At 70.8% G+C, this 20,416-nt stretch carries 25 protein-coding genes; 19 read left to right on the forward strand and 6 right to left on the reverse strand.

The features are described from left to right. Positions 1 to 35 precede the first annotated feature (35 nt). The 7 genes from AC3EO4_RS38925 to AC3EO4_RS38955 all read left to right on the forward strand — a co-directional run bounded on the left by AC3EO4_RS38925 (position 36) and on the right by AC3EO4_RS38955 (position 7,329). Entirely contained in the window at positions 36 to 269 is a 234-nt protein-coding gene (locus tag AC3EO4_RS38925) for a hypothetical protein (protein ID WP_379574292.1), read from the forward strand. Positions 270 to 272: 3 nt separating this feature from the next. After that, positions 273 to 2,009 carry a fumarate reductase (quinol) flavoprotein subunit gene (gene frdA, locus AC3EO4_RS38930; protein ID WP_431900457.1) on the forward strand — a complete coding sequence of 579 codons (1,737 nt, stop codon included), beginning with the start codon at positions 273 to 275 and terminating at the stop codon, positions 2,007 to 2,009. A 39-nt stretch (positions 2,010 to 2,048) separates the two neighbouring features. Next, positions 2,049 to 2,831 carry a succinate dehydrogenase iron-sulfur subunit gene (sdhB, locus tag AC3EO4_RS38935; RefSeq protein ID WP_379574294.1) on the forward strand — a complete coding sequence of 261 codons (783 nt, stop codon included), beginning with the start codon at positions 2,049 to 2,051 and terminating at the stop codon, positions 2,829 to 2,831. Further along, positions 2,828 to 3,208, forward strand: a complete 381-nt coding sequence (locus AC3EO4_RS38940) for a hypothetical protein (protein WP_379574295.1) — start codon at positions 2,828 to 2,830, stop codon at positions 3,206 to 3,208. Before sdhB ends, AC3EO4_RS38940 begins: the two co-directional genes overlap by 4 nt. Beyond that, positions 3,205 to 3,546 carry a fumarate reductase subunit FrdD gene (gene frdD / locus AC3EO4_RS38945; RefSeq protein WP_379574296.1) on the forward strand — a complete coding sequence of 114 codons (342 nt, stop codon included), beginning with the start codon at positions 3,205 to 3,207 and terminating at the stop codon, positions 3,544 to 3,546. The genes AC3EO4_RS38940 and frdD overlap by 4 nt, the downstream gene beginning before the upstream one ends. Positions 3,547 to 3,657: 111 nt before the next feature. After that, positions 3,658 to 6,342, forward strand: coding sequence for an immune inhibitor A domain-containing protein (locus tag AC3EO4_RS38950; protein WP_431900458.1), 2,685 nt, complete (start codon positions 3,658 to 3,660; stop codon positions 6,340 to 6,342). A gap of 48 nt (positions 6,343 to 6,390) precedes the next feature. Continuing rightward, entirely contained in the window at positions 6,391 to 7,329 is a 939-nt protein-coding gene (locus AC3EO4_RS38955; RefSeq protein WP_379574298.1) for a diacylglycerol/lipid kinase family protein, read from the forward strand. Here the strand turns inward: AC3EO4_RS38955 and AC3EO4_RS38960 are convergent. Genes AC3EO4_RS38960 through AC3EO4_RS38980 form a run of 5 tightly spaced genes read right to left on the reverse strand, consistent with a single transcriptional unit; the run spans position 7,309 to position 11,975 of the window. Continuing rightward, positions 7,309 to 8,256: an NAD-dependent epimerase/dehydratase family protein gene (locus AC3EO4_RS38960; RefSeq protein WP_431900459.1), complete on the reverse strand. Its 948-nt coding sequence runs from the start codon at positions 8,254 to 8,256 to the stop codon at positions 7,309 to 7,311. The genes AC3EO4_RS38955 and AC3EO4_RS38960 overlap by 21 nt on opposite strands. Beyond that, positions 8,253 to 9,500 carry a nucleotide sugar dehydrogenase gene (locus tag AC3EO4_RS38965; RefSeq protein ID WP_379574300.1) on the reverse strand — a complete coding sequence of 416 codons (1,248 nt, stop codon included), beginning with the start codon at positions 9,498 to 9,500 and terminating at the stop codon, positions 8,253 to 8,255. The genes AC3EO4_RS38960 and AC3EO4_RS38965 overlap by 4 nt, the downstream gene beginning before the upstream one ends. A gap of 2 nt (positions 9,501 to 9,502) precedes the next feature. Continuing rightward, positions 9,503 to 10,396: a glycoside hydrolase family 191 protein gene (locus tag AC3EO4_RS38970; protein WP_379574301.1), complete on the reverse strand. Its 894-nt coding sequence runs from the start codon at positions 10,394 to 10,396 to the stop codon at positions 9,503 to 9,505. Further along, entirely contained in the window at positions 10,393 to 11,253 is an 861-nt protein-coding gene (locus tag AC3EO4_RS38975; protein ID WP_431900461.1) for an NAD-dependent epimerase/dehydratase family protein, read from the reverse strand. The genes AC3EO4_RS38970 and AC3EO4_RS38975 overlap by 4 nt, the downstream gene beginning before the upstream one ends. After that, a complete protein-coding gene (locus tag AC3EO4_RS38980; RefSeq protein ID WP_379574303.1) occupies positions 11,250 to 11,975 on the reverse strand; it encodes a sugar phosphate nucleotidyltransferase in 726 nt (241 codons plus the stop codon). Before AC3EO4_RS38980 ends, AC3EO4_RS38975 begins: the two co-directional genes overlap by 4 nt. A 108-nt stretch (positions 11,976 to 12,083) precedes the next feature. On the opposite strand from AC3EO4_RS38980, the gene AC3EO4_RS38985 reads away from it, so the two are divergent. From AC3EO4_RS38985 to AC3EO4_RS39025, 9 genes are read left to right on the forward strand one after another with little or no spacing between them, the layout of a single operon-like run. Continuing rightward, the gene (locus AC3EO4_RS38985; protein WP_431900463.1) at positions 12,084 to 12,821 is read left to right on the forward strand and encodes a class I SAM-dependent methyltransferase; all 738 of its coding nucleotides are present in this window, start codon (positions 12,084 to 12,086) and stop codon (positions 12,819 to 12,821) included. Beyond that, positions 12,818 to 12,964, forward strand: coding sequence for a hypothetical protein (locus AC3EO4_RS38990; protein ID WP_379574305.1), 147 nt, complete (start codon positions 12,818 to 12,820; stop codon positions 12,962 to 12,964). Before AC3EO4_RS38985 ends, AC3EO4_RS38990 begins: the two co-directional genes overlap by 4 nt. 36 nt (positions 12,965 to 13,000) lie before the next feature. Further along, a complete protein-coding gene (locus tag AC3EO4_RS38995) occupies positions 13,001 to 13,219 on the forward strand; it encodes a phage holin family protein (RefSeq protein WP_379574571.1) in 219 nt (72 codons plus the stop codon). After that, complete coding sequence (locus AC3EO4_RS39000; protein WP_431900465.1) at positions 13,216 to 13,812, forward strand: hypothetical protein; 597 nt, start codon at positions 13,216 to 13,218, stop codon at positions 13,810 to 13,812. The genes AC3EO4_RS38995 and AC3EO4_RS39000 overlap by 4 nt, the downstream gene beginning before the upstream one ends. A gap of 43 nt (positions 13,813 to 13,855) precedes the next feature. After that, the gene (locus AC3EO4_RS39005; protein ID WP_379574307.1) at positions 13,856 to 14,188 is read left to right on the forward strand and encodes a hypothetical protein; all 333 of its coding nucleotides are present in this window, start codon (positions 13,856 to 13,858) and stop codon (positions 14,186 to 14,188) included. 10 nt (positions 14,189 to 14,198) lie between these two features. Then, complete coding sequence (locus AC3EO4_RS39010) at positions 14,199 to 14,912, forward strand: DUF1838 family protein (protein WP_379574308.1); 714 nt, start codon at positions 14,199 to 14,201, stop codon at positions 14,910 to 14,912. Between the two features lie 15 nt (positions 14,913 to 14,927). Then, positions 14,928 to 15,440, forward strand: coding sequence for a MaoC family dehydratase (locus tag AC3EO4_RS39015; protein WP_379574309.1), 513 nt, complete (start codon positions 14,928 to 14,930; stop codon positions 15,438 to 15,440). Then, complete coding sequence (locus tag AC3EO4_RS39020; protein WP_431900467.1) at positions 15,440 to 16,588, forward strand: acyl-CoA dehydrogenase family protein; 1,149 nt, start codon at positions 15,440 to 15,442, stop codon at positions 16,586 to 16,588. The genes AC3EO4_RS39015 and AC3EO4_RS39020 overlap by 1 nt, the downstream gene beginning before the upstream one ends. Then, a complete protein-coding gene (locus AC3EO4_RS39025; RefSeq protein WP_379574312.1) occupies positions 16,585 to 16,986 on the forward strand; it encodes an HIT family protein in 402 nt (133 codons plus the stop codon). The genes AC3EO4_RS39020 and AC3EO4_RS39025 overlap by 4 nt, the downstream gene beginning before the upstream one ends. Here AC3EO4_RS39025 and AC3EO4_RS39030 read toward each other — a convergent pair. Further along, on the reverse strand, positions 16,970 to 17,917 hold the full coding sequence (locus AC3EO4_RS39030; protein ID WP_431900469.1) for a DUF2332 domain-containing protein: 948 nt from the start codon (positions 17,915 to 17,917) through the stop codon (positions 16,970 to 16,972). The two genes, AC3EO4_RS39025 and AC3EO4_RS39030, sit on opposite strands and share 17 nt — an antisense overlap. A gap of 28 nt (positions 17,918 to 17,945) precedes the next feature. On the opposite strand from AC3EO4_RS39030, the gene AC3EO4_RS39035 reads away from it, so the two are divergent. The 3 genes from AC3EO4_RS39035 (at position 17,946) to AC3EO4_RS39045 (ending at position 20,415) form a co-directional block, all read left to right on the forward strand. Further along, positions 17,946 to 19,124 carry a sensor histidine kinase gene (locus AC3EO4_RS39035; protein ID WP_379574314.1) on the forward strand — a complete coding sequence of 393 codons (1,179 nt, stop codon included), beginning with the start codon at positions 17,946 to 17,948 and terminating at the stop codon, positions 19,122 to 19,124. Positions 19,125 to 19,318: 194 nt separating this feature from the next. Continuing rightward, positions 19,319 to 20,056, forward strand: a complete 738-nt coding sequence (locus AC3EO4_RS39040; RefSeq protein ID WP_379574315.1) for a LytR/AlgR family response regulator transcription factor — start codon at positions 19,319 to 19,321, stop codon at positions 20,054 to 20,056. Then, positions 20,053 to 20,415, forward strand: a complete 363-nt coding sequence (locus AC3EO4_RS39045; protein ID WP_379574316.1) for a hypothetical protein — start codon at positions 20,053 to 20,055, stop codon at positions 20,413 to 20,415. Before AC3EO4_RS39040 ends, AC3EO4_RS39045 begins: the two co-directional genes overlap by 4 nt. The last annotated feature ends 1 nt before the right edge of the window (position 20,416 follow it).

A 20,416-nucleotide genomic window follows, 5' to 3' on the forward strand; every position in this document is an offset into this window, starting at 1 on the left:
GAAAGCGACGTTTCGCCAATCTAGGGAGATCGGCGATGACAGGTTCACGTACTCCCTTCAGCCCGGAGACCGCGCCCTGCGGCAGGACGTCCGGCGGTGAGCGGCTGGTCGACGACGACGGCTACGGGCTGCTGATCAGAGACCAGTACTTCGACTGCGGGTGCCGCAGGATCCGCCACGAGTACCACGACGGCAGCATCCACCTGAGCGCCGTGCGCCACGACGGCAAACGCGTCAGGGAACAGGACCAGCCCGACCACGGGAGCTGAGACATGATCGACGTGCTCATTGTCGGGGGCGGAGGGGCGGGCCTGCGGGCGGCGATCGCGGTCGCGGAGACCGACCCCTCGCTGACGGTGGCGGTCGTGTCGAAGGTCTATCCCATGCGCAGCCACACGGTCTCGGCCGAAGGCGGCGCCGCAGCGGTCATCGGGGTCGGCGACACCCTCGACGAGCACGCCTACGACACGATCTCGGGCGGCGACTGGCTGTGCGACCAGGACGCGGTGGAGGCGTTCGTCGCCGAGGCGCCGCGCGAGCTGATCCGCCTGGAGCACTGGGGCTGCCCGTGGAGCAGGGAGAGCGACGGGCGGGTCGCCGTCAGGCCGTTCGGCGGCATGAAACGCATGCGCACCTGGTACGCCGCCGACAAGACCGGCTTCCACCTGCTCCACACCCTGTTCCAGACCACGCTGAAGTATCAGGAGATCATCCGGTACGACGAGTGGTACGTCACCCAGCTCATCGTCGACGACGGGCGTGTCCACGGCGTCGTCGCCATCGAGATCAGGACGGGCAGGGTCGAGGCCATCGCGGCGAGGACCGTCATCCTGGCCACCGGCGGCTGCGGGCGCGTCTTCCCTTTCACCACCAACGCGGCGATCAAGACGGGCGACGGCATGTCCCTGGCCTACCGGGCCGGCGCGCCGCTGAAGGACATGGAGTTCGTCCAGTACCACCCGACGGGACTGCCGTTCACCGGCATCCTCATCACGGAGGCGGCCCGCGCGGAGGGCGGCTGGCTGATCAACAAGGACGGCTACCGCTACCTGCAGGACTACGACCTCGGTCAGCCCACGGACACGCCCAAACTGCGCAGCATGGAGCTCGGCCCCCGCGACCGCCTGTCGCAGGCCTTCGTCGCCGAGCAGAACAAGGGCCGCACGGTCGAGACCCCCTACGGGCCCGTCGTCTACCTCGACCTGCGCCACCTCGGCGAGGCGAAGATCGACATGCGGATCCCGTTCGTCAGGGAGCTGTGCAGGAGCTACCAGAACCTCGACCCGGCCACCGATCTGATCCCGGTCAGGCCCGTCGTGCACTACATGATGGGCGGCGTCCACACCGACCTCGATGGCGCGACGCCGATCGCGGGTCTGTACGCCGCGGGAGAGACGGCGTGCGTGAGCATCAACGGGGCCAACAGGCTCGGCTCCAACTCGCTGCCCGAGATCCTCGTCTTCGGCGCGCGAGCGGGCGCGGCGGCCGCGGGGTTCGCCAGGTCGCACCAGGGCGGGCAGGCGTCCGCCGTGCGCAGCCAGGGGGAGGACGAGCGGCGACGGCTGCGGCGCGTGCTCGACGACGGCCGCGGCACCGGGCCGAGGATCGCGGACCTGCGCGAGGAGATGCAGCAGACGCTGGAGGGGGCGGCGGGCATCTACCGGACAGGCGACCCGCTCGCCAAGGCCGTGGAGACGCTGGCGTCGCTGCGGGAGCGCGCGGTGGACGCGCGGGTGGACGACCACAGCGCGACGTTCAACACCGAGCTGATCTCGCTGATCGAGCTGCACGCGATGCTGGACGTCGCGGAGACCGTCGTGGCGTGCGCGCTGAACAGGACCGAGTCCAGGGGCGCGCACCAGCGACTCGACTTCCCGGCCCGCGACGACGCGGGGTTCCTGGCCCACTCGCTGGTCCACCGCGCCCCGTCCGGTGTCCCCTCGGTGGGCCTGCTGCCCGTCACCCTTACCCGGTGGCCCCCCGGCGAGAGGGTGTACGGCCGTGACTGAGAAGCGGGCGGTGGAAGCGGCGATGCGGATGGGAGGCCGATGAGCACCAAGGAGAGCGAGCGGGCGGCGCGGAGGAAGGCGGCGGCCGACGGGCACGGCACGGAGACGATCAGGCTGGAGATCAGTCGCTACCGCCCCGAGCAGGACACCGAGCCGGTCTTCGAGTCCTTCGACGTGCCGATGAGTGAGGACTGGGCGATCCTCGACGGGCTCAACTACGTCAAGGACCAGCTGGACGGCACGCTGTCGTTCCGGTGGTCGTGCCGGATGGGCGTGTGCGGGTCCTGCGGCATGAACGTCAACGGCAAGCCCAGACTGACCTGCGGTACCTTCCTGTCCGAGTTCGGCAGGGGGCCGGTCAGGATCGAGCCGCTCAAGGGCTTCCCCGTCATCCGCGACCTCGTCGTGGAGATCGACGACTTCCTGGCCAAGCTCTCCCACGTGCGGCCGTGGCTGATCAGAGAGGGCGAAGAGCTGCCGCTGACGGCGGAGTACGCCCAGACGCCCGAGCAGCTCGAGGCCTACAAGCAGTACTCGATGTGCATCAACTGCCTGCTGTGCTACTCGGCCTGCCCCGTCTACGTGCTCAACCCCGACTTCCTCGGCCCGGCCGCGATCGCGCTCGCCCAGCGCTACAACCTCGACTCACGCGACCAGGGCGACCGGCTCGACCTGCTCAACAGCGACGAGGGGGTGTGGGGCTGCACGTTCGTGGGCGAGTGCACCAGTGTCTGCCCCAAGCACGTCGACCCCGCCGAGGCGATCCAGCGCTACAAGGTCACCGCGGCCATGCGGTCGGTCCTGCCGTGGAGCAGGAGATGACCGCCGGAGCCTATCGGCCGCCCCGCGACAGGGTGTGGTTCCTGCGCTCGCGGGCCTACGCGGTCTTCGTGGCCAGGGAGCTGACCAGCGTCTTCGTCGCCTGGACGATCGCCTACCTGCTGCTGCTCATCGCGGCCGTGACCGGCGGCACCCTCCAGGAGTTCGCCGTCCTGGCCGCACGCCCGTGGATGATCGCGCTCAACGTGCTGGCGCTGGCGGCCACCACCTTCCACGCGGTCACCTTCCTCAACCTGGCCCCGAAGGCGACCGTCGTCAGGCTGGACGGCTGGCGGGTGCCCGACTTCATGATCCAGGGCGGCAACCACACCGCGTGGCTGCTGGTCTCCGCCGTCCTGGCGTGGGTGGTGCTGCGATGAGACGCACGCCCGAGCCCTACCTGTGGCTGCTGTTCAGCGCAGGAGGTGTGGTCGCCGCGCTGCTGCTGCCCGTGCTGGTGCTGCTGTTCGGGGTGCTCATGCCCCTCGGCGTGCTCGACTGGCCCGCGCAGGCCGAGCTCGCCGCGCTGCTCGACCCCCTGGCTGTACGGCTGGCGCTGGTCGCGGTGGTCCTGCTGTGCCTGTTCCACGCCGCCCACCGGATCAGGTTCACCAGCGAGGAGGTCCTCGGCATCGCCAGGCTCGACCCGATCATCGCGGTCCTGTGCTACGGGGCCGCGATCGCCGGAGTGGTGGTCGCCGTCCTCCTGCTCTTCTGACATACCGCTTTCCGCGACATTCGGAACGATCTCCAGTTAGGCGCTTAACGTCCGCACTGCAGAACCTCTGTGGCCATTCGCCCGGTAGATCCCGGGAAGAGAGGGAATGTAGTGCACAGCACGAAGCGCCTCTTAGCGGTGCTGCCCGCGCTCGCTCTGCTCACCGGCGGCCCGCCGCCGGGCCAGGCCGACGGCGCCGCCCGCTACGAGCCCGCCCCCGGCGACTCCTACATCAACTACGTCCAGCCCGCCGAGGGCTTCACACCCCTCGACCCGCCCGCTCCCGGCAGGAACGCCCGCGCGAGGATCCCCGCCCGCGAGCACGACAGGAAGTTCAGCAGCGGCAACCCGGTCACCGCCCGAGTCCTGGCCGCCAGGGAGAACCAGGCCGTCAGAATCGGCCGCAACCCCGCCGACCTGCTGTTCAAGAAGTCCCGCACGACGAAGACCGCCAGGCTGCTGACGATCCTGGTCGAGTTCAACGACCGGGCCGACGACGACTTCTCCGGGTTCGAACGGCTCGCAGGGCCGAGAAGCGCGCCCGACGACTGCGTCAAGGAGCCGCCGGGCACGAAGGCGAACGGTCCTCGCCACAACCGCATCCCCGACCCCGCGACCCTGCCCCGCAGGGACGACTTCAGCTTCTGGGTGCCCGACTTCAGCCCCGCCCACTACAGCCGGCTCCTCTACTCCAAGCAGGGCGTCACCGCCCGCGGCGTGGACCTGTCGGGGCTGACGATGCGCAACATGTACGAGGAGATGTCCAAGGGCGCCTACTCCGTCACCGGCGCCGCCGCCGGATGGATCACGGTGCCGCACTCCGAGGCCTGGTACGGCGCGGCCGCCTGCGGCAAGCCGTACCAGGACATGTCCGGGCACCCCGGCAACCCGCGCGGTCACGCGCAGCTGCCCGTCGACGCCGTGAACGCGCTGGCCGCCGCCCAGCCCCGCTTCAGGTGGTCCGACTACGACATCGAGGACCTCGGCGACGCCGACCGCGACGGCGACTTCGACGAGTCCGACGGCGTGATCGACCATCTCGTGCTCGTGCACGCAGGCAAGGACAAGTCGGCGGACGGCGGCGCGCAGGGCGCCTACGCGTTATGGGCGCACTCCGGCGCCGTCGCGGGCGGCCACCCCGTTCCCGGCACGAACCTCAAGGTCTCCAACTACATCGTGCAGCCGGAGGACGCGGGCGTCGGCGTGTTCGCCCACGAGTACGGACACGACCTCGGCCTGCCCGACCTCTACGACACCAGCGGCGCGGCGAGCTCGGCCGTCGACTTCTGGGACCTCATGGCGGCCGGCTCGCACGCGGGCCCGCTCTACCAGGCCATGCCGTCGCACATGGGCCTGTGGGCCAAGTGGGTGCTCGGCTGGGCCGACCCCGAGATCCTCGGCCCCGGCGACGGCAGCCGCCTGCTCACCATCGGGCAGTCCTCGCGTACGCCGCGGCTGACCGCGGACGGGGTCAGGGTCGACCTGCCGAGTGAACCGCTGAAGATGCTCGACCCGCACGGCGGCGGGCGGATGTGGTGGTCGGGCATGGACCAGGAGTGGGCCGACGTCAAGCTCACCAGGCAACTCGAGGTTCCCGCGGGAGCCGAGCCCCGCTTGTGGATGTGGAACAACTTCGACATCGAGGCCGACTACGACTACGGCTTCGTCGAGGTCTCCACCGACGGCGGCGCGAGCTGGGCCCAGCAGAAGGTGTTCACCGCTTCGGGCGGCGAGGTCAGTACGCCCGACGACTACACGGACCCCAACAAGGCCCTGCACGGCTACGGCGGCAAGCGCTACGGCCTCACCGGCACGACCAACGGCTGGCGGCGCGACTACGTCGATCTCAGCCCGTTCGCCGGCGAAACGATCAGGCTGAGGCTCGCCTACAACACCGACGCGGGCACCACCGCGCGCGGCTGGTTCGCCGACGACCTCGCCCTCACCAGCGGCGCGGTCACCGTCTGGAGCGACGGCGTGGAACGGGGCGCGGACGGATGGGTCGCCACCGGCGGCACCTTCACCAACACCGCCGGCCAGGGCTGGACGGTCAGCACGGGCTCCCGCCGGATCTCGCGCTTCTACCTGGCCGAATGGCGCAACCTCGACGGCTTCGACCGGGGCCTGGCCCACGCCTACGACACCAGCTACCTGCGCGACGGCGCGTGGAAGGTCGAGCGGGTGAAGTACAACGCCCCCGGCCTGCTGATATGGCTGCGCGACTCCACCTACGCCAACAACGTGCTCGCCCCGACCCTGTTCGACGGGCCGAGCCTCGGCGTGAAGGGCGGGCTGCTGCTCGTCGACTCGCACTACGAGCCGCTGCGCCGTACGGGGAAGGCGGCCGCGGCCGACCCGAGGGTGCGCAAGAACCTCGACGGCCGCGTCCAGTCGTCCAACGCCGCCTTCTCCTCGGCCAGGACCTACCCGTTCAGGGAGTGCGTCGAAGGCGAGCCGTTCACCGAACACTGCGCCTCCTATCCCGCGCAGAAGGGTGTGCCCGCCTTCACCGACGCCAGGACCTGGTATCCGGGCCTCGACCTGGTCGAAGGCTCGCTCGACTACCGCGACTTCGACGCCTCCGCCGTCATCCCCGCCAAGGGCGCCTACTCGACCAGGGTCGTCGACGCCGACGGCGGCCCCGCCACCGAGCTGTACGGCACCGAGATCGCCGGCGGCCATGTCCTCGGCACCGGCGACCCGGGCGAGCGCGCGTTCGGCGTCCGATTCGCCCTTGTCACCGCGCTTCCCGGCAACCTGGGCGCGATCGTCCGGGTCACCCCGCCCAAGAAGTGATCACCCGGCCGCCGAGGTGAAGGCCCCGGCGGCCCTACCATGTCATCCATGACCGAGCTCCGCAGCAAGGCCGAGCACACCGAGGCCATCCGCAGGGACCGCAGGATCGCCGTGGTGATCAACACGCGTTCCCGCCGTGGCCGCCGCCACTACTTCGAGGTGCTGGACCAGATCCACGCCCTGGGCTTCGAGCCCCTGGCGGAGTACTCCGTCGTCAACCCCAAACGGCTGCGCGCCCACCTGGACAGGGCGCTGGAGACCAAGCCGGACCTGCTCGTCGTCGGCGGGGGCGACGGCACGCTCTCGTCGGCCGTGCGCCACGTCGCCCACCGCGACGTGGCCCTGGGCGTGCTGCCGCTCGGCACCACCAACAACTTCGCCCGCAGCCTCGGCCTGCCCCTCGACCTGGCCGGCGCCATCCGCGTGTTCGACACGGGCAAGGTCGCCGACATCGACCTGGGCATGGCCGAGGACAGGCCGTTCGCCAACCTGGCCAGCTTCGGCGTGTCGGTGGAGGTCGCGAACACGGTCAAGCCGTGGCTCAAGCGCATCCTCGGCCGGCCCGCCTACCCGCTGACCGCCCTGACGATCCTTCCGGGGCACAAGCCCTTCCGCGCCGTCCTCACCGTCGACGGCCAGCGCCACGAGCTGCTCACCGACCAGCTCAACATCGCCAACGGGCGCTTCCACGGCGGCTGGCAGGTCGCCCGCGACATCAGCATCGACAACGGCATGCTGGTGGCCTACCAGCTCGGCTCCGGCAAGAAACTGCGGCTGCTCGGCGAGACCCTGGCCCGCGCCACCACGGGCAGGTGGCGCAGCCTCGCCGGCGGGCCGTTCGTGATGGGCCGCGAGATGCTCCTGGAGACCGACCCGCCGATGGCGGCCGACGTCGACGGAGAGGTACGGCTGCGCACCCCGATCAGGCTCCGCGTGGTGCCCAACGGGGTGCGGGTGATGGTGCCGTCAGACTTCCAGGACAGCTGAGGCCTGCCTGTACCAGTCGAAGGTGCGCCGGACGCCCTCCTCCAGGCCGATCCTGGGCTCGAACCCCGTCAGCCGCCGCAGCAGGGAGATGTCGGGGCAGCGGCGGGCGACCGAGCCGGCCGGAGCGGGAACCGGGTCGATGAGCGGGTCCTCGCCCGCGACGCGGAGAACCAGCTTGGCCAGGTCGGCGATGTTGGTCTCCTCCGTGTCGTCGCCGATGTGCACGATCCGCCCGAACGCCTCGGGGGTCGCCATCAGCCGCACCATCGCCTCGACCGCGTCGTCGACGTAGCAGAAGGCGCGGCTCTGCTCGCCGCCGTACAGCGTGAACGGGTTCTCTCCGCGCATGGCCCGCAGCGAGAGCTCCGGGATCACGTGGGCGGTGCCCATCCTGGGCCCGTACACGTTGTGGAAGCGGCCGACGACGGCGTGCGCGCCGTGCAGCACCGCCGCCTCGCCGTGCAGCTTGCTGATCGCGTAGGAGAAGCGCGGCGACGCCACGTCCTGGATCACCAGCGGGACGCTCTCCGGCGTCGGCACGGGGACGAGGCCCGCGGTGACGCCGCCGGCGTACGCCTCGCTGGTGGAGGCGAAGAACAGCGGCGCGTCCCGTTCGATCCAGCCCAGCAGGTGCATCAGCGCCAGGGTGTTGACCCGCAGCACCCGCGAGGGGTCCCGCTCGACGTTGCGGACGCCCACGACGGCGGCCAGCATGTAGATCTGGTCCCAGCCGTGCTCCAGCTCCAAGTAGGACCGGGGGTCGGTGAGGTCGGCGTGGCGGACGTCCAGCGCCATCCCCTCCAGGTTCGCGTCGCGCCTGCCCCTGGAGAAGTCGTCCACGATGGTGACGGCGTGGCCGTCGGCCTGCAGGCGCCTGGCGAGGTGGAGTCCGATGAAGCCGGCGCCGCCGAGCAGAAGGGTTCTCATCGCGCGTATCCGATCCCCGCGTAGCGGATGCCGCGGCCGGTGAGCCGGTCCTCGTCGAGAATGCGCCAGGAGTCGAACAGCACTCTGAGAGGGGTGTCGCCGATCTCCATGCCCCGGTAGTCCGGGTGGTCGTTGATGATCAGCATGGCGTCGGCCTCGGCGAAGGCCTTGTCGAGGCTGACGGGCCGCCCGCCGTACCGGGCGATGACCTCGTCGGCGACCAGCGGATCGTGGCCGAGGACGGTCAGCCCGGCCCGGTCGAAGATCGGCATCATGTCCTCGACGGGGGTCCCGCGCATGTCGTCGGTGGCGGGCCAGCCCTTGTAGGCCCACCCCAGCACCGACAGCGTGACGCCGTCGGTCTCGCCGAAGACCTCCTGGATCATGGCGACCAGACGCTCGGCGACGTGGGACGGCAGCCGCTCGTTGAGCGCGCGCGCATGGCCGACCAGGGACGTCGTGGCGCTCGCCTGCATGAGGTAGGGGTCCTTGGTGAGGCAGCCGCCACCCACGTAGCCGGGCTTGGCCAGGTCGGGGCGGGGATAGTCGAGGTTGGCCGCGCGGATGACCTCCAGCGGGTCGAGCCGGTGCTGCTCGGCGACGAGGGCGAGCTCGTTGCCGTAGGCGTAGATGAGGTCGGTGTGGCAGTTGTTGGCGAGTTTGACCATCTCGGCCGCTTCGAGGCTGGAGACGGGGACGATCTGGTCGGCCAGGCCCTCGAACAGCTCGATGCCCGCGTCGAGGGCCGCCTGGTCGAGCCCGCCGATCACCTGGGGCAGCTCGACGAGCTCGCGCAGCGCCTGCCCCTGGATGGTCCGCTCGGGTGCCATCACCAGATGGGTGCCGGGACGCAGCCGGGGGAGCACGACGGCGCGGCTCGTGCCGATCGGGACCGTGGAGCGCACGACCACGAGGGTCTGCTCCCCGCACGCCTGCGCGGCGGCGGCCAGGTTGTCCAGACGCGGCGTGCCCGTGCCGAGGTCGACGGGCGTGGAGACGCACAGGATGACCGCGTCCAGTGGCTCGTCAGGCAACGCCGAGCCGATGCGGACCCGGGTGCCGAGCTGCTCGGCGAAGATCTCCTGCACGCCCGGCTCGAACACGTGGACGCGGCCGTGGGACAGGGCCTCGACGACGGCGGGGTTGGCGTCCACGCCGTGGACGACGAAACCCTTGCGGGCCAACGCCGCGGTGAGCGTCAGGCCCACGTATCCCATGCCGACAACGCCGACGGTCTTCGGCATCGTCACTCCTTTCCTTCGCAGGGGGAACTCACCAGGTCCAGTGCGACCGTGGTGACGTCGCCCGCGAATCCGTGCCTGCGATAGGCCGCGCAGGCGGTACGGCGGTTCGCGGGGGTGGTGGCGTAGTCGGTGGCCAGGACGGCCTTGCCCCTGGCGCGCAGCGCGGCGGCCTCGGCGAGGTTCTCCGCGCACCAGTCCGCGGCGCACGCCTGGTCCGTCGCCCTGAAGAACAGCTCCTCCATGCCGATGCCGTCGATGGCACCGGTGTAGCCGCTGTGGTGCCGCAGCTCGGGCGAGTTCTGCGGCACGATGAGGAAGCCGGGCTTGGCGGCCTTGGCGTAGGAGCTGATCTGGACGATCAGGTCGGTCATCTTCCTGCCGAGGCTGTGGCGGGTCTCGCCGGGCACGCGTGCCAGGTCGATCTCCTCGTACGCCAGGGGCGTGTCGAGGTAGACCCCGTCGAAGCCGGCCTTCACTGCCTGGTCGACTCGCGGCCTGATGACCCGCTCCCACCACCGCGGATCCCAATATCTGACGAAATGCTCGTCCGGCCAGTCCGGCCACACGTTCAGCTTCAGTTCCGCGGGCAGGCCCGCGTACTCCGACCTGAACTCCTCCACCGAGCCGATCTCGAAGTAGGCCAGCACCTTCTTCCCGCTCTCTCGCACCGCGGCGATCTCGGCGGCGGTGAAGTATCCGGGAACGGTGGCGTCGCGCGACAGGTCGACGATGGCCAGGTCGTGCGGGGCCGCGGCGACCGTGTCCAGCCTGCCGCCGGGATAGCCGGTCAGCACGTAGGCGAACGAGGAGACCCTGAGCAGCCCCTGCGCGCCCGAGGCGGGCGCGCAGCCGGTCGTCACCAGCAGCAGGAGGAACGTCGCGGCAAGCCGCCTCACCCCTCCTCCGCCATGGCCGCGACGGACTCGGCCAGGCCGTGGACGGGACGCCAGTCGAGCACCTTCTCGGCGCGCGTGATGTCGGCCCGGCTCCACGGCGCCGCCCCCGACCTGTCGGACCCGCCCGCGACCTCGTGGATGCCGCCGGTGTAGCCCATCGCGCGGGCCAGCAGCCCCACGGCCTCGCGCACGGTCACCGCCTGCCCCGACCCCACGTTGAACACCCGCTCCTCTCCGAGGTCCGCGAACGTCGCGGCCACCACGGCTCGCGCGACGTCGCGCACGTCCACGAAGTCGCGCAGCGCGTCCAGCGGCCCGAGCGTGATGTCGTCCTTCGCCTCGCGCAGCAGAGCCGCGGCCCGTCCCAGGACGTTCGCCTGCGAGAGGCCGGGTCCGACCGGGTTGAAGACGCGCAGTGACACGCCGTCCACCGCCCCCGAGGTGATCAGGCCCGTTCCCGCCAGGTGGCTCACGCCGTAGGCGGTGACCGGCTGTGCCTCGTCGTCCTCGTGAACGGACCGGCCGTACGGCGTGGGGCCGTACTCGGCCGCCGAGCCGAGCCGTACCAGCCGGGCCGAGGGCGTCACCGCGCCCATCGCCTCCACGAGCATCGCCACCACGCCGGCGTTACCGCGCAGCAGCTCGTCGGGCCCGCCCGCCATCCGGCCCACGCAGCTGAGCACCGCGCCGGGCCGTACGGACGAGAGCAGCTCCGCGACGGCCTGCACGTCGGCGGTCAGCAGGTCGAGCCGCGACCTGCCCGCGCAGACCACCTCCCCGACCCTGGGGTCGCGCTCCAGCTGGGCGCGCACCTGGCGGCCGAGGAACCCCGACGCGCCCAGCAGCAGCACCCTCACCGCGCCCGCTCCCGCTCCGGCAGCAGCAGCGGCCTGATCTCCTCGAAGCGGGCGTTGGCCTCGTCGTAGTCGTCGGGCCTGCCGATGTCGAGCCAGTAGCCGTCGAACTCGAAGACCGCGGGCGGGCGCCGGTGCGCCAGCAGGTCGAGCACCAGCTCGTCGAAACCGAAGGACATCCCTTCCGGGTAATCCTCGATGCAGCCCCGCGACAGGGCGTAGACACCCATGCTGACCAGGTAGCTGAGCAGCGGTTTCTCCCTGAAGCCCGTGATGTGCCCGCCCGCGGCCTCGAGCACCCCGAAGTCGATCTTGACGACGCGCGGGGCCGTGGCCACCGTCAGCGGCGCCGCCGAGTCGGTGTGCCGGCGCAGCAGGTCGGCGTAGTTGAGCGTGGTCAGGACGTCGCCGTTCATGACGAGGAAGTGCTCGGGCAGCCGATCCCTGATCGAGAACAGCGGTCCGATCGTCGACAGCGGCGTGATCTCCTCGGTGTAGTCGACGGCGAGATCCCACCTGGCGCCGTCCCCGACGAAGGCCCTGATCAGCGGTGACAGGTGGCCGACGGCCAGCGTGACGCTGGTGAACCCCTGCGCGGCGAGCTGGCGCAGGATGATGTCGAGGATCGCGTACTCCTCTCCGATCGGCACCAGCGGCTTGGGCAGCGCGGAGGTGTACGGCCGCAGCCGCACCCCCTTGCCGCCCGCCAATATGACGACGTGCATGAACATCCCTTTCAGCGGTGGGATCGGCGTGCGATGCACCGAGTGTCGTGGCGCCGAGTTTCACTTCGGTTCCTCTGTGGTTTCTCGCTGGGGCTAGGGTCGGTGGCTGTGGGGTTCAAGGGCGCCGAGGACAGATGGCGCGACAATCTCGGTAACCTGCGCAACGTCGTGCGCCAGGAACTGGTGACCAGGCAGCTCGAACGGCACCTGCCCGCCGGGCGCGCCGCCGTGCTCGATGCGGGCTGCGGCCAGGGCACGCAGGCGCTGCGCCTGGCCGGACGGGGCCACGACGTCACCGGCGTCGACGCATCGAGGGACCTGCTCGACCTGCTGCCGGAGGGGCGGATCAGGGCCGTGCACGCCGACCTGGCCGCTCTGCCGTCGCTGTTCGAGCCCGCGTCGTTCGACGTGGTGCTCTGCCACGGCGTGCTGATGTACCTCGACGATCCCGGGCCGCTGCTCACCGACCTGGCGCGCCTGGTCAGGCCGGGCGGATTCCTGTCACTTCTGGTGCGCAACGGCGACGCGCTGGCCATGCGTCCGGGCCTGGCGGGCGACTGGCGCGCGGCCCGCGAGGCCTTCACCGCCGACGGCTACACCAACAGGCTGGGCGTGCGCGCGAGGGCCGACCGCCGCGCCGACCTCACCGCCGCCCTCGCCGCGCGCGGCCTGGAGGTCACCCACTGGTACGGCGTGCGCGTCTTCACCGACGCCGACTCCGCCGTGGCCTGTCCGCCCGGCGACCTCGACGAGCTGATCGACTGCGAGGAGCTCGCGGGCCGTACCGACCCCTACAGAGGAGTGGCCGCGCTGACACATCTCATCGGTGGTAGACAGGAAGCATGAAACGTCCCGGCTCATGGTGCGAAACGCCGCGCCCGCCCCAGCCGTGGTGCGAGCGTCCCGCGCCTGCCGCCCCCTGGTGCGAGGTGCCGAAGTCCCCGGTGCTCGGCGTTCTCGGCGCGCTGCTGAAGGCCGCCAAGCGCTGAGGTTTCCCCCGCGCGGTGCGGGTAGTCGTCATGGTCATGCGGTGCCAGACGCGACCGGCCCGGTTGGAGCCCGCCGACTACGCGGACAGTCGGAGCTCGGCCGCAATCGTGGCCGGAGCTTTGCTCATGCTTGCCGCCATTCTTGGTCTTATCGGTAGAAACCGGGTCAATCACGCGACGCCCCCGATTCCCGAAGCGGAGATCGAGAGCGCCAAGACCGACATCGACGTGGTGGAAGAGAGGGCACGACGATGACCGAGACCGATCCGGGCTTCAGCGAGGCGCACGCGGGCGACGTGGGCGCGCGCCGGGCCACGGTGGGCACCCCCACCGACCACGAATCCATCAACGTCCCGCCGACCAGGGCGGGCGCCGCCGAGAACGCGGAGGCGGCCGCCGAGGCGCGCACGCCGCACGAGGAATTCGTGCCCGAGCCTCCCATCCCCGATGAGAAGGCCGAGGCGGAGGCGGCCGCGCGGGCGAGGAAAGAGCGCGACGACCAGGACACGAGGACGACAGGCGCCGGCCGTCCCGGGGGCACGGGCAGCCGGACGGCAGGCGGGGCGGAGGACGACATGGGTAAGGACATGACCGAGACGCGCAGGGAACGGGGCGGCACCGTCGAAGCCATGGTCAACAAGGCCGACGTCAAGGGCAGGGCGAGCGGGATGGCGGGCGCGGCGAAGGACAAGGTCGCCGCCGTCGCCGACAAGGTGCCCGACCAGGTCAGGGACGCCGCCGGCAAGGTCAGCGCCGAGGCCAAGCGCAGGCCGCGCCTGATGATCGCGGCCGCCGGCGCGCTCGCGCTGCTCGTCGCCCGCAGGCTGCTGAGGCGCGGCCGGAGGTAGGACCGGTTCAGGGGGAGGCGAACGAGCCCGATACGCTGCCGCAATGATGCGTCGCGCGGTGATGGCCGCGATCCTGGCAGCCGGCATGGCCGGGTGCGCGGGCGGTGGCGCGGTCAGCGACCTCGGCAAGATCGTCGAACGCGGGCCCGGCGCGACCACCGAGGTCCTGGTGACCAAGGGACAGCGGTTCTCGCTCTCGCTCACCGACGGTGAGTGGGACCTCAAGGGCGTGCCCGACGCCAAGGTGGCCTCCTTCATCAGCGAGGAGCACGCCGACGGCCACTCCTACTTCGTCTTCAACGCCAAGCACCCCGGCAGCACGCGCGTGGAAATCACCGGCAGGGGAGAGGTGATCTTCGAGATCACCGTGCAGTAGGGTGCCGCGCATGAGCGATCTCCGAGAGTTCATGCGGGTGCGGGCCAGCGCCGACGGGGCGGAGACGGTGACCTGGTGGACCGGCGACGTCTACGCCTACCTCCCCGATGACGGACCACGTCACCTGTTCGGCTTCGAGGGCGTCAACGTGGCACGGGCGGTGGAGGGCGACGGCGGCTGGGAGCTGCTGACCAGGGAGGCGGCCGCCTACCTCGACCCCGCCTCGCGCGACCCCCTCGACACGTGGGACAACCCGTTCACCGGCCGGGCCGTGGACGTCCAGCACGTCTACAACGACCCCGTCAACCAGCGGCTGCGCGGCTTCACCGTGCCGACCACCAGACTGGGCGGCACGGTCGTGTTCAACACCGACATCCTGCTGGCCTATCCCTCGCCGCTGAAGGTGGCCGACTACCCCGACAACTCCTTCAGCGACACCTACCGGGCGATGGAGCTGTTCCAGTTCTTCGCCCCCGCCGCCGACCTGGAAGGCGAGGCGTCCTCGGTGCCGAGCACGCTGTCGTGGTGCAGGGTCTCGCCGTGGCTGCCGTGGATGGAGATGGCCCAGCGGCCCGGCGCGCTGGTCTACCACTGCAGGGGCGCCAAGGTCGGCGAGGTGCCCGGCAACCTGGAGGCCTTCTTCGGGCCGATGAGCGCGCCCACCGAGTGGAGCGCGCCCAACCAGTCGAGCTGGACGACGTTCGTTGACCGAAGAAAGTTCTAATCATAGATTGCCCAGGTGACGGTGCACCAACCCGGCCTGGGCCGGTACTACGAGGACTTCGTCGTCGGCGACGTCTACCAGCATCCGCTCGGCCGCACGATCAGTGAGGCGGACAACACCTGGTTCACGCTCCTGACGATGAACACCAACCAGAACCACTTCAACGCGCACTTCGCCGCGGGCGCCCCGGCCGGGAAGATCATCGTGAACTCCGGCCTGTCCGTGGCGATCGTGCTCGGCCTGTCGGTGATCGACGTCAGCCAGACCGCCATGATGAATCTCGGGTGGGACGAGATCAGGCTCACCCACCCCGTCTTCATCGGCGACACGCTCTACGCCGAGTCGAAGGTGCTGGACAAGCGCGAGTCGAAGTCGCGCCCCTACGCGGGCATCGTCACCTGCGCGACCCGCGGCCTCAACCAGGACGGCGACGAGATCATGTCATGGCGGCGGACCGTCATGGTCTACAAGCGGGACGCGCCGCACGACAAGGGCTACTTCCCGACCGCGAAGAACGGACCGATGTGATGGACTTCGAACTCGACGAGGACCAGCAGCTGTTCCGCGCCACCCTGCGAGAGTTCGTCGACAAGGAGATCGTGCCCGTCGCCGCCGAATGGGAGCGTTCAGGGCGCTACCCGGCGGAGATCGTCGAGCGATTCAAGGAGCTCGGCCTGTTCGGCATGACGATCCCCGCCCGCTACGGGGGGCTCGAGCTCGACCGCGTCTCCTACGCGCTGGTCTTCGAGGAGATCGCGCGCGGCTGGATGGGTGTGGCGGGCGTGCTCGGCTCCCACTCGCTGTCCGCGTGGATGATCGACCGGTACGGCACGCCCGAGCAGAAGGACCGCTACCTGCCCGGCCTGGCCAGCGGCGCCCGCCGTACCGGGATCGCGTTGACCGAGCCCGGAGCGGGCACCGACCTGCAGGGGATCACGACCCGCGCGGTCCGTGACGGCGACCACTACGTGATCAACGGGGCGAAGACGTGGATCACCAACGCCCGCCACGCCGACCCGATGCCCGTCCTGGTGAAGACGTCGGTGGAGACGCCCGCGCACAAGGGCATGTCGATGCTGCTGGTCGAGGCGGACACGCCCGGCTACACCGTCAGCCGTGACCTGCCCAAGCTCGGCTACAAGGGGACCGAGACCTGCGAGATCACGCTGCAGGACGTGCGCGTGCACAAGGACAGGCTGCTCGGCGGCGTCGAGGGGCGCGGCATGCAGCAGGCCCTGTCCGCGCTGGAGCTCGGCAGGGTGAACATCGCCGCCCGCGCGGTCGGTGTCGCGCAGTGCGCCTTCGACGCCGCTCTCGCCTACGCCAGGCAGCGCGAGGCGTTCGGCAGGCCGATCGGCGACTTCCAGGCCATCCAGCTCAAGCTCGCCGACATGGCCACCGACATCCAGGCTGCCAGGCTGATGACCTACTGGGCCGCCTCCCGATCGGCCAAGGCGGAGGCCGCCATGGCCAAGTACTTCGCCTCCGAGGTGGCGCTGCGGGTGACGATGGAGGCCATGCGGGTGCACGGCGGGTACGGCTACTCGCAGGAGTTCGTCCTCGAGCGCCTCTACCGCGACGCGCCGCTGATGGCCATCGGCGAGGGCACCAACGACGTGCAGCGCATGGTGATCGCGAGGGAGCTGCTGAAGGGAGCGGTTAGGGTCGGCTGGTGAGCTGTCTGTTCTGCGAGATCGTCGCGGGGGAGCGGGACGCCTTCGTCGTCACCTCCGACGAGGTGGCGGTCTCCTTCCTCGACGCCAGGCCCGTCTTCAAGGGGCACCTGCTGGTCGTGCCGCGCGAGCACGTGGAGACGCTGACCGACCTGCCCGACGTGGGGCCCTTCTTCGAGCGTGTCCAGCACCTGGCGGGCGCGGTCGAGAAGGGACTGGAGGCGGCGGGCACGTTCGTGGCGGTGAACAACCGTGTCAGCCAGAGCGTCCCGCACCTGCACGTCCACATCGTGCCGCGCAACAGGAAGGACGGGCTGCGCGGCTTCTTCTGGCCGCGCGTCAGGTACGACTCCGACGAGGAGGCCGAGTCCTACGCCGCCGCCATCAGGCGAACCAGCTGAGCGACTGCCCGTGCGGGCCGGCGTAGGCCAGTGGCCTGTCGTCCATGACCAGCGCCATCACGTAGCGGTCGGCCGGCGGCGGGTACGGCGGGCGCGCCCACGGGATCCGCGCGGGCCCCTCGTTGGCCAGCCAGCGGCACGGCAGCCCGCGCACGGTCGCCGCGAAGCGCTCCCGCTCGGCCTCGCTCAGGTACGGCATGACCGCGGTGTGGAAGACGACGACCGTGGCCTCCTCCGGCGCCGCCGCCACGAGCTCCTCGACCGTGTCGTTGAGGTCGCCGCGCACCAGATGGGGCGGCTCCCGCCGCGCGACGGCGAGCGCGCGCTCCAGATTCGCCAGCCGTTCGGGCTGCCACGGCCAGACCAGCGCCCGCAGCCAGGCCACCGCGTCGGGGTCGCGCACGCTCAGCGGGTTGAGGTCGACGCCGGCCCGCCACACCACCTCGGGCACCCTGTCCGGCAGCGGCGCGGGGCCGGTGACCTCGCACCTGAAGGCGCCCTCGCGTGGCCCCACCACGTGCTCGGCCCCGTCCGGCCGGGTGTAGCGGTAGCCGTACCGGTCGGGAAACAGGCAGAGCCCGGCCGAGGCGCCCACCTCGATCAGCGCCAGCGGGCCTTCGAGCAGACCGAGCGCGGGCAGCAACGCCGCGCACCTGGCGGCCTCGTTGGTCTGCGTGGAGCGCGCCATCATGGTCGCGCGCACCGCGGGCCAGCTCCGCCTGACGAACGCGGAGAACTCGGGATAGGAGGTGGTGGGGCCGCCCAGGTAGCGGACGGCGGCGAACAGCAGATTGGGCTGCTGCTTGGCGGGCGGCAGGGTGGCGAGCGACTTCAGGAGAGCGGGATCTGCGGCGATCCCCTTGGTCAACGGTCGGTAGCCGGTCGCCTCCACCCGCCCGAACAGCTCGTAGCGACGCGCGAGATCGTCCACACCGGCAGCATAGAGGTAGGCTCCGCCCGTGGAACCCGTGGTCGTCGTCGTGCTCCTTGCCCTGCTCGTGGGCGGCCCCGCGCTCGTGCTGTGGCGGGTGCTGCGCGGGCGCCGCGAGCTCGGCTCGGGACCCGCCGAGCGGGCCACTTTCGAGACGCTGCACACCGCCTCGCAGGCGGCGCCGCCGCTGCGCGCCGGACTGTCGGAGGACGGCGCCCAGAAGGCGTCCAGGCACCTGCGCGAGCTGCTCGGCTCGCCGGCGATCGCGATCACCGACGGCGAGCGGCTGCTGGTCTACGACGGCGCGGGCGAGCACCACGCGCCCGAGGCGTTCGCCCACGCGGCCGGGACGCTCAAGGACGGCCGCACCCAGGTGCTCCACCTCGACTGCGACCTGCTGGAGTGCCCGATCAGGCACGCGGTGGTCGTGCCGCTCACCACCGACGACAGGGTGGTCGGCTCGCTGGCCGCCTACGGCGAGCACACCTCGGCGGGGCTGGTCCGCGCCACCCAGGAGGTCGCCCGCTGGGTCGACTCCCAGCTCGAACTCGCCGAGCTCGATCGCAGCCGCACCCTGCTGATGGAGGCGGAGGTGCGCGCCCTGCGCGCGCAGATCTCCCCGCACTTCATCTACAACTCGCTCACCACCATCGCCAGCTTCGTCCGCACCGACCCCGAACGCGCCCGCGAGCTGTTGCTGGAGTTCGCCGACTTCACCCGCTACAGCTTCCGCAGGCACGGCGACTTCACCACCCTGGCCGAGGAACTGCGCTCCATCGACCGCTACCTCATCCTCGAGCGCGCCCGCTTCGGCGACCACCTGCGCGTCACGCTGCGCATCGCGCCCGAGGTGCTCCCGGTCGCCGTGCCCTTCCTGTGCCTGCAGCCCCTGGTCGAGAACGCCGTACGGCACGGCCTCGAATCCAAGCACGGCGTCGGCCGCATCACGATCCTCGCGGAGGACGCCGGCGCCGAGTGCCGCATCAGCGTCGAGGACGACGGCCTCGGCATGGACCCCGACCGCCTGCGCCGCATCCTCGCGGGAGACATCACGGCCGAGAGCGGCGTCGGCCTGGCCAACGTCGACGAGCGGCTGCGCCAGGTCTACGGCGACGAGTACGGCCTCGTCGTCGAGACGGCCCAGGGCGCGGGCACCAAGGTCAACATCAGGGTCCCGAAGTACCACCCCGGCGTCTCGGCCCGCTGAGCAGGCCCTCCGGCCTCGGCCCCTCGACCGCGCGCGGGGCAGGGCACGCCGTACGGGTTCTCGACGTGGCGGCGGAACCGATCGAGGCGGTGTCCCGCGGACCATTCGACGATTTCGCGAGCATGTGACCGGGTCGTGACAGGCTTGACGCCTGATGTCTGTTTCATCACTCTCAAATGATTGGAGGGAGAGCTGTGAACGGGCTGCGGGTGCTGGCGGTGGACGATGAGCTTCCCGCGCTCGAGGACCTGTCGTACCTGCTGCGGGCCGACCCCAGGATCGGCGAGGTGGCCACCGCCCGCGACGGGGCGGCGGCGCTGCGGCTGCTCGACAGGGCCATCGCCGAGGGCAGGCCGATCGACGCGGTCTTCCTCGACATCAGGATGCGCGGGCTGGACGGGGTGGTGCTGGGCAGGCTGCTGTCGCAGTTCGCCAACCCGCCGCGGGTGGTCTTCGTGACCGCCTACGAGGAGCACGCGGTCGACGCCTTCGAGATCAAGGCCGAGGACTACCTGCTCAAGCCGGTGCGTCCCGAACGGCTCGCGGAGGCGATCAGGCGGGTGTGCGTCTCCGCCGACGTGCCGGTCGAGAGCGCGGAGTCCGACACGATCCCGGTCGAGCTGGGCGGCGTGACCCGCTTCGTCTCCACCGCCGACGTCGTCTACGTGGAGGCGCAGGGCGACTACGCGCGCCTGCACACCTCCACCGGCAGCCACCTGGTGCGCATCCCGCTGGCCACGCTGGAGGAGCGGTGGGCCTCCTCGGGTTTCGTCCGCGTGCACCGCAGCCATCTGGTGGCGGTCAAGCACATCGAGGAACTGCACATCGACTCGGGCCGGTGCACGGTCAGAGTGGGCGACACCGAGATCCCGGTCAGCCGCCGGCACACGCGCGAACTGCGTGACCTGCTGCTGAGGAGGGCGAAACGATGAAGGGCCGCGTCACCGTCACCAGCCCGCGCACGGCCGCCGCGCGCCGTCCGCGCTATCCGGCCAGCAGGGAGATCGACGAGCAGACGCGCCTGGGCGAGGTCTACATGCGCTCGCTGCTGCGCACCCAGTTCAGGCTGGCCCTGTTCGTCTGCACGGTGCTGGCCTGCGTGGTGCTGGGCCTGCCGCTGCTGTTCCTGCTGGCGCCCGACCTGCGCTCGGCCGACCTGATGGGCGTGCCGCTGCCGTGGGCGATGCTGGCCGGGCTGATCTACCCGCTGTTCGTCGTGGGCGCCTGGCTCTACGTACGGCAGGCCGAACGCAACGAGCGGCACTTCGAAGACCTGGTCGAGCGCCAGTGAA

It is taken from the genome of Nonomuraea sp. bgisy101 (genome assembly GCF_057708945.1).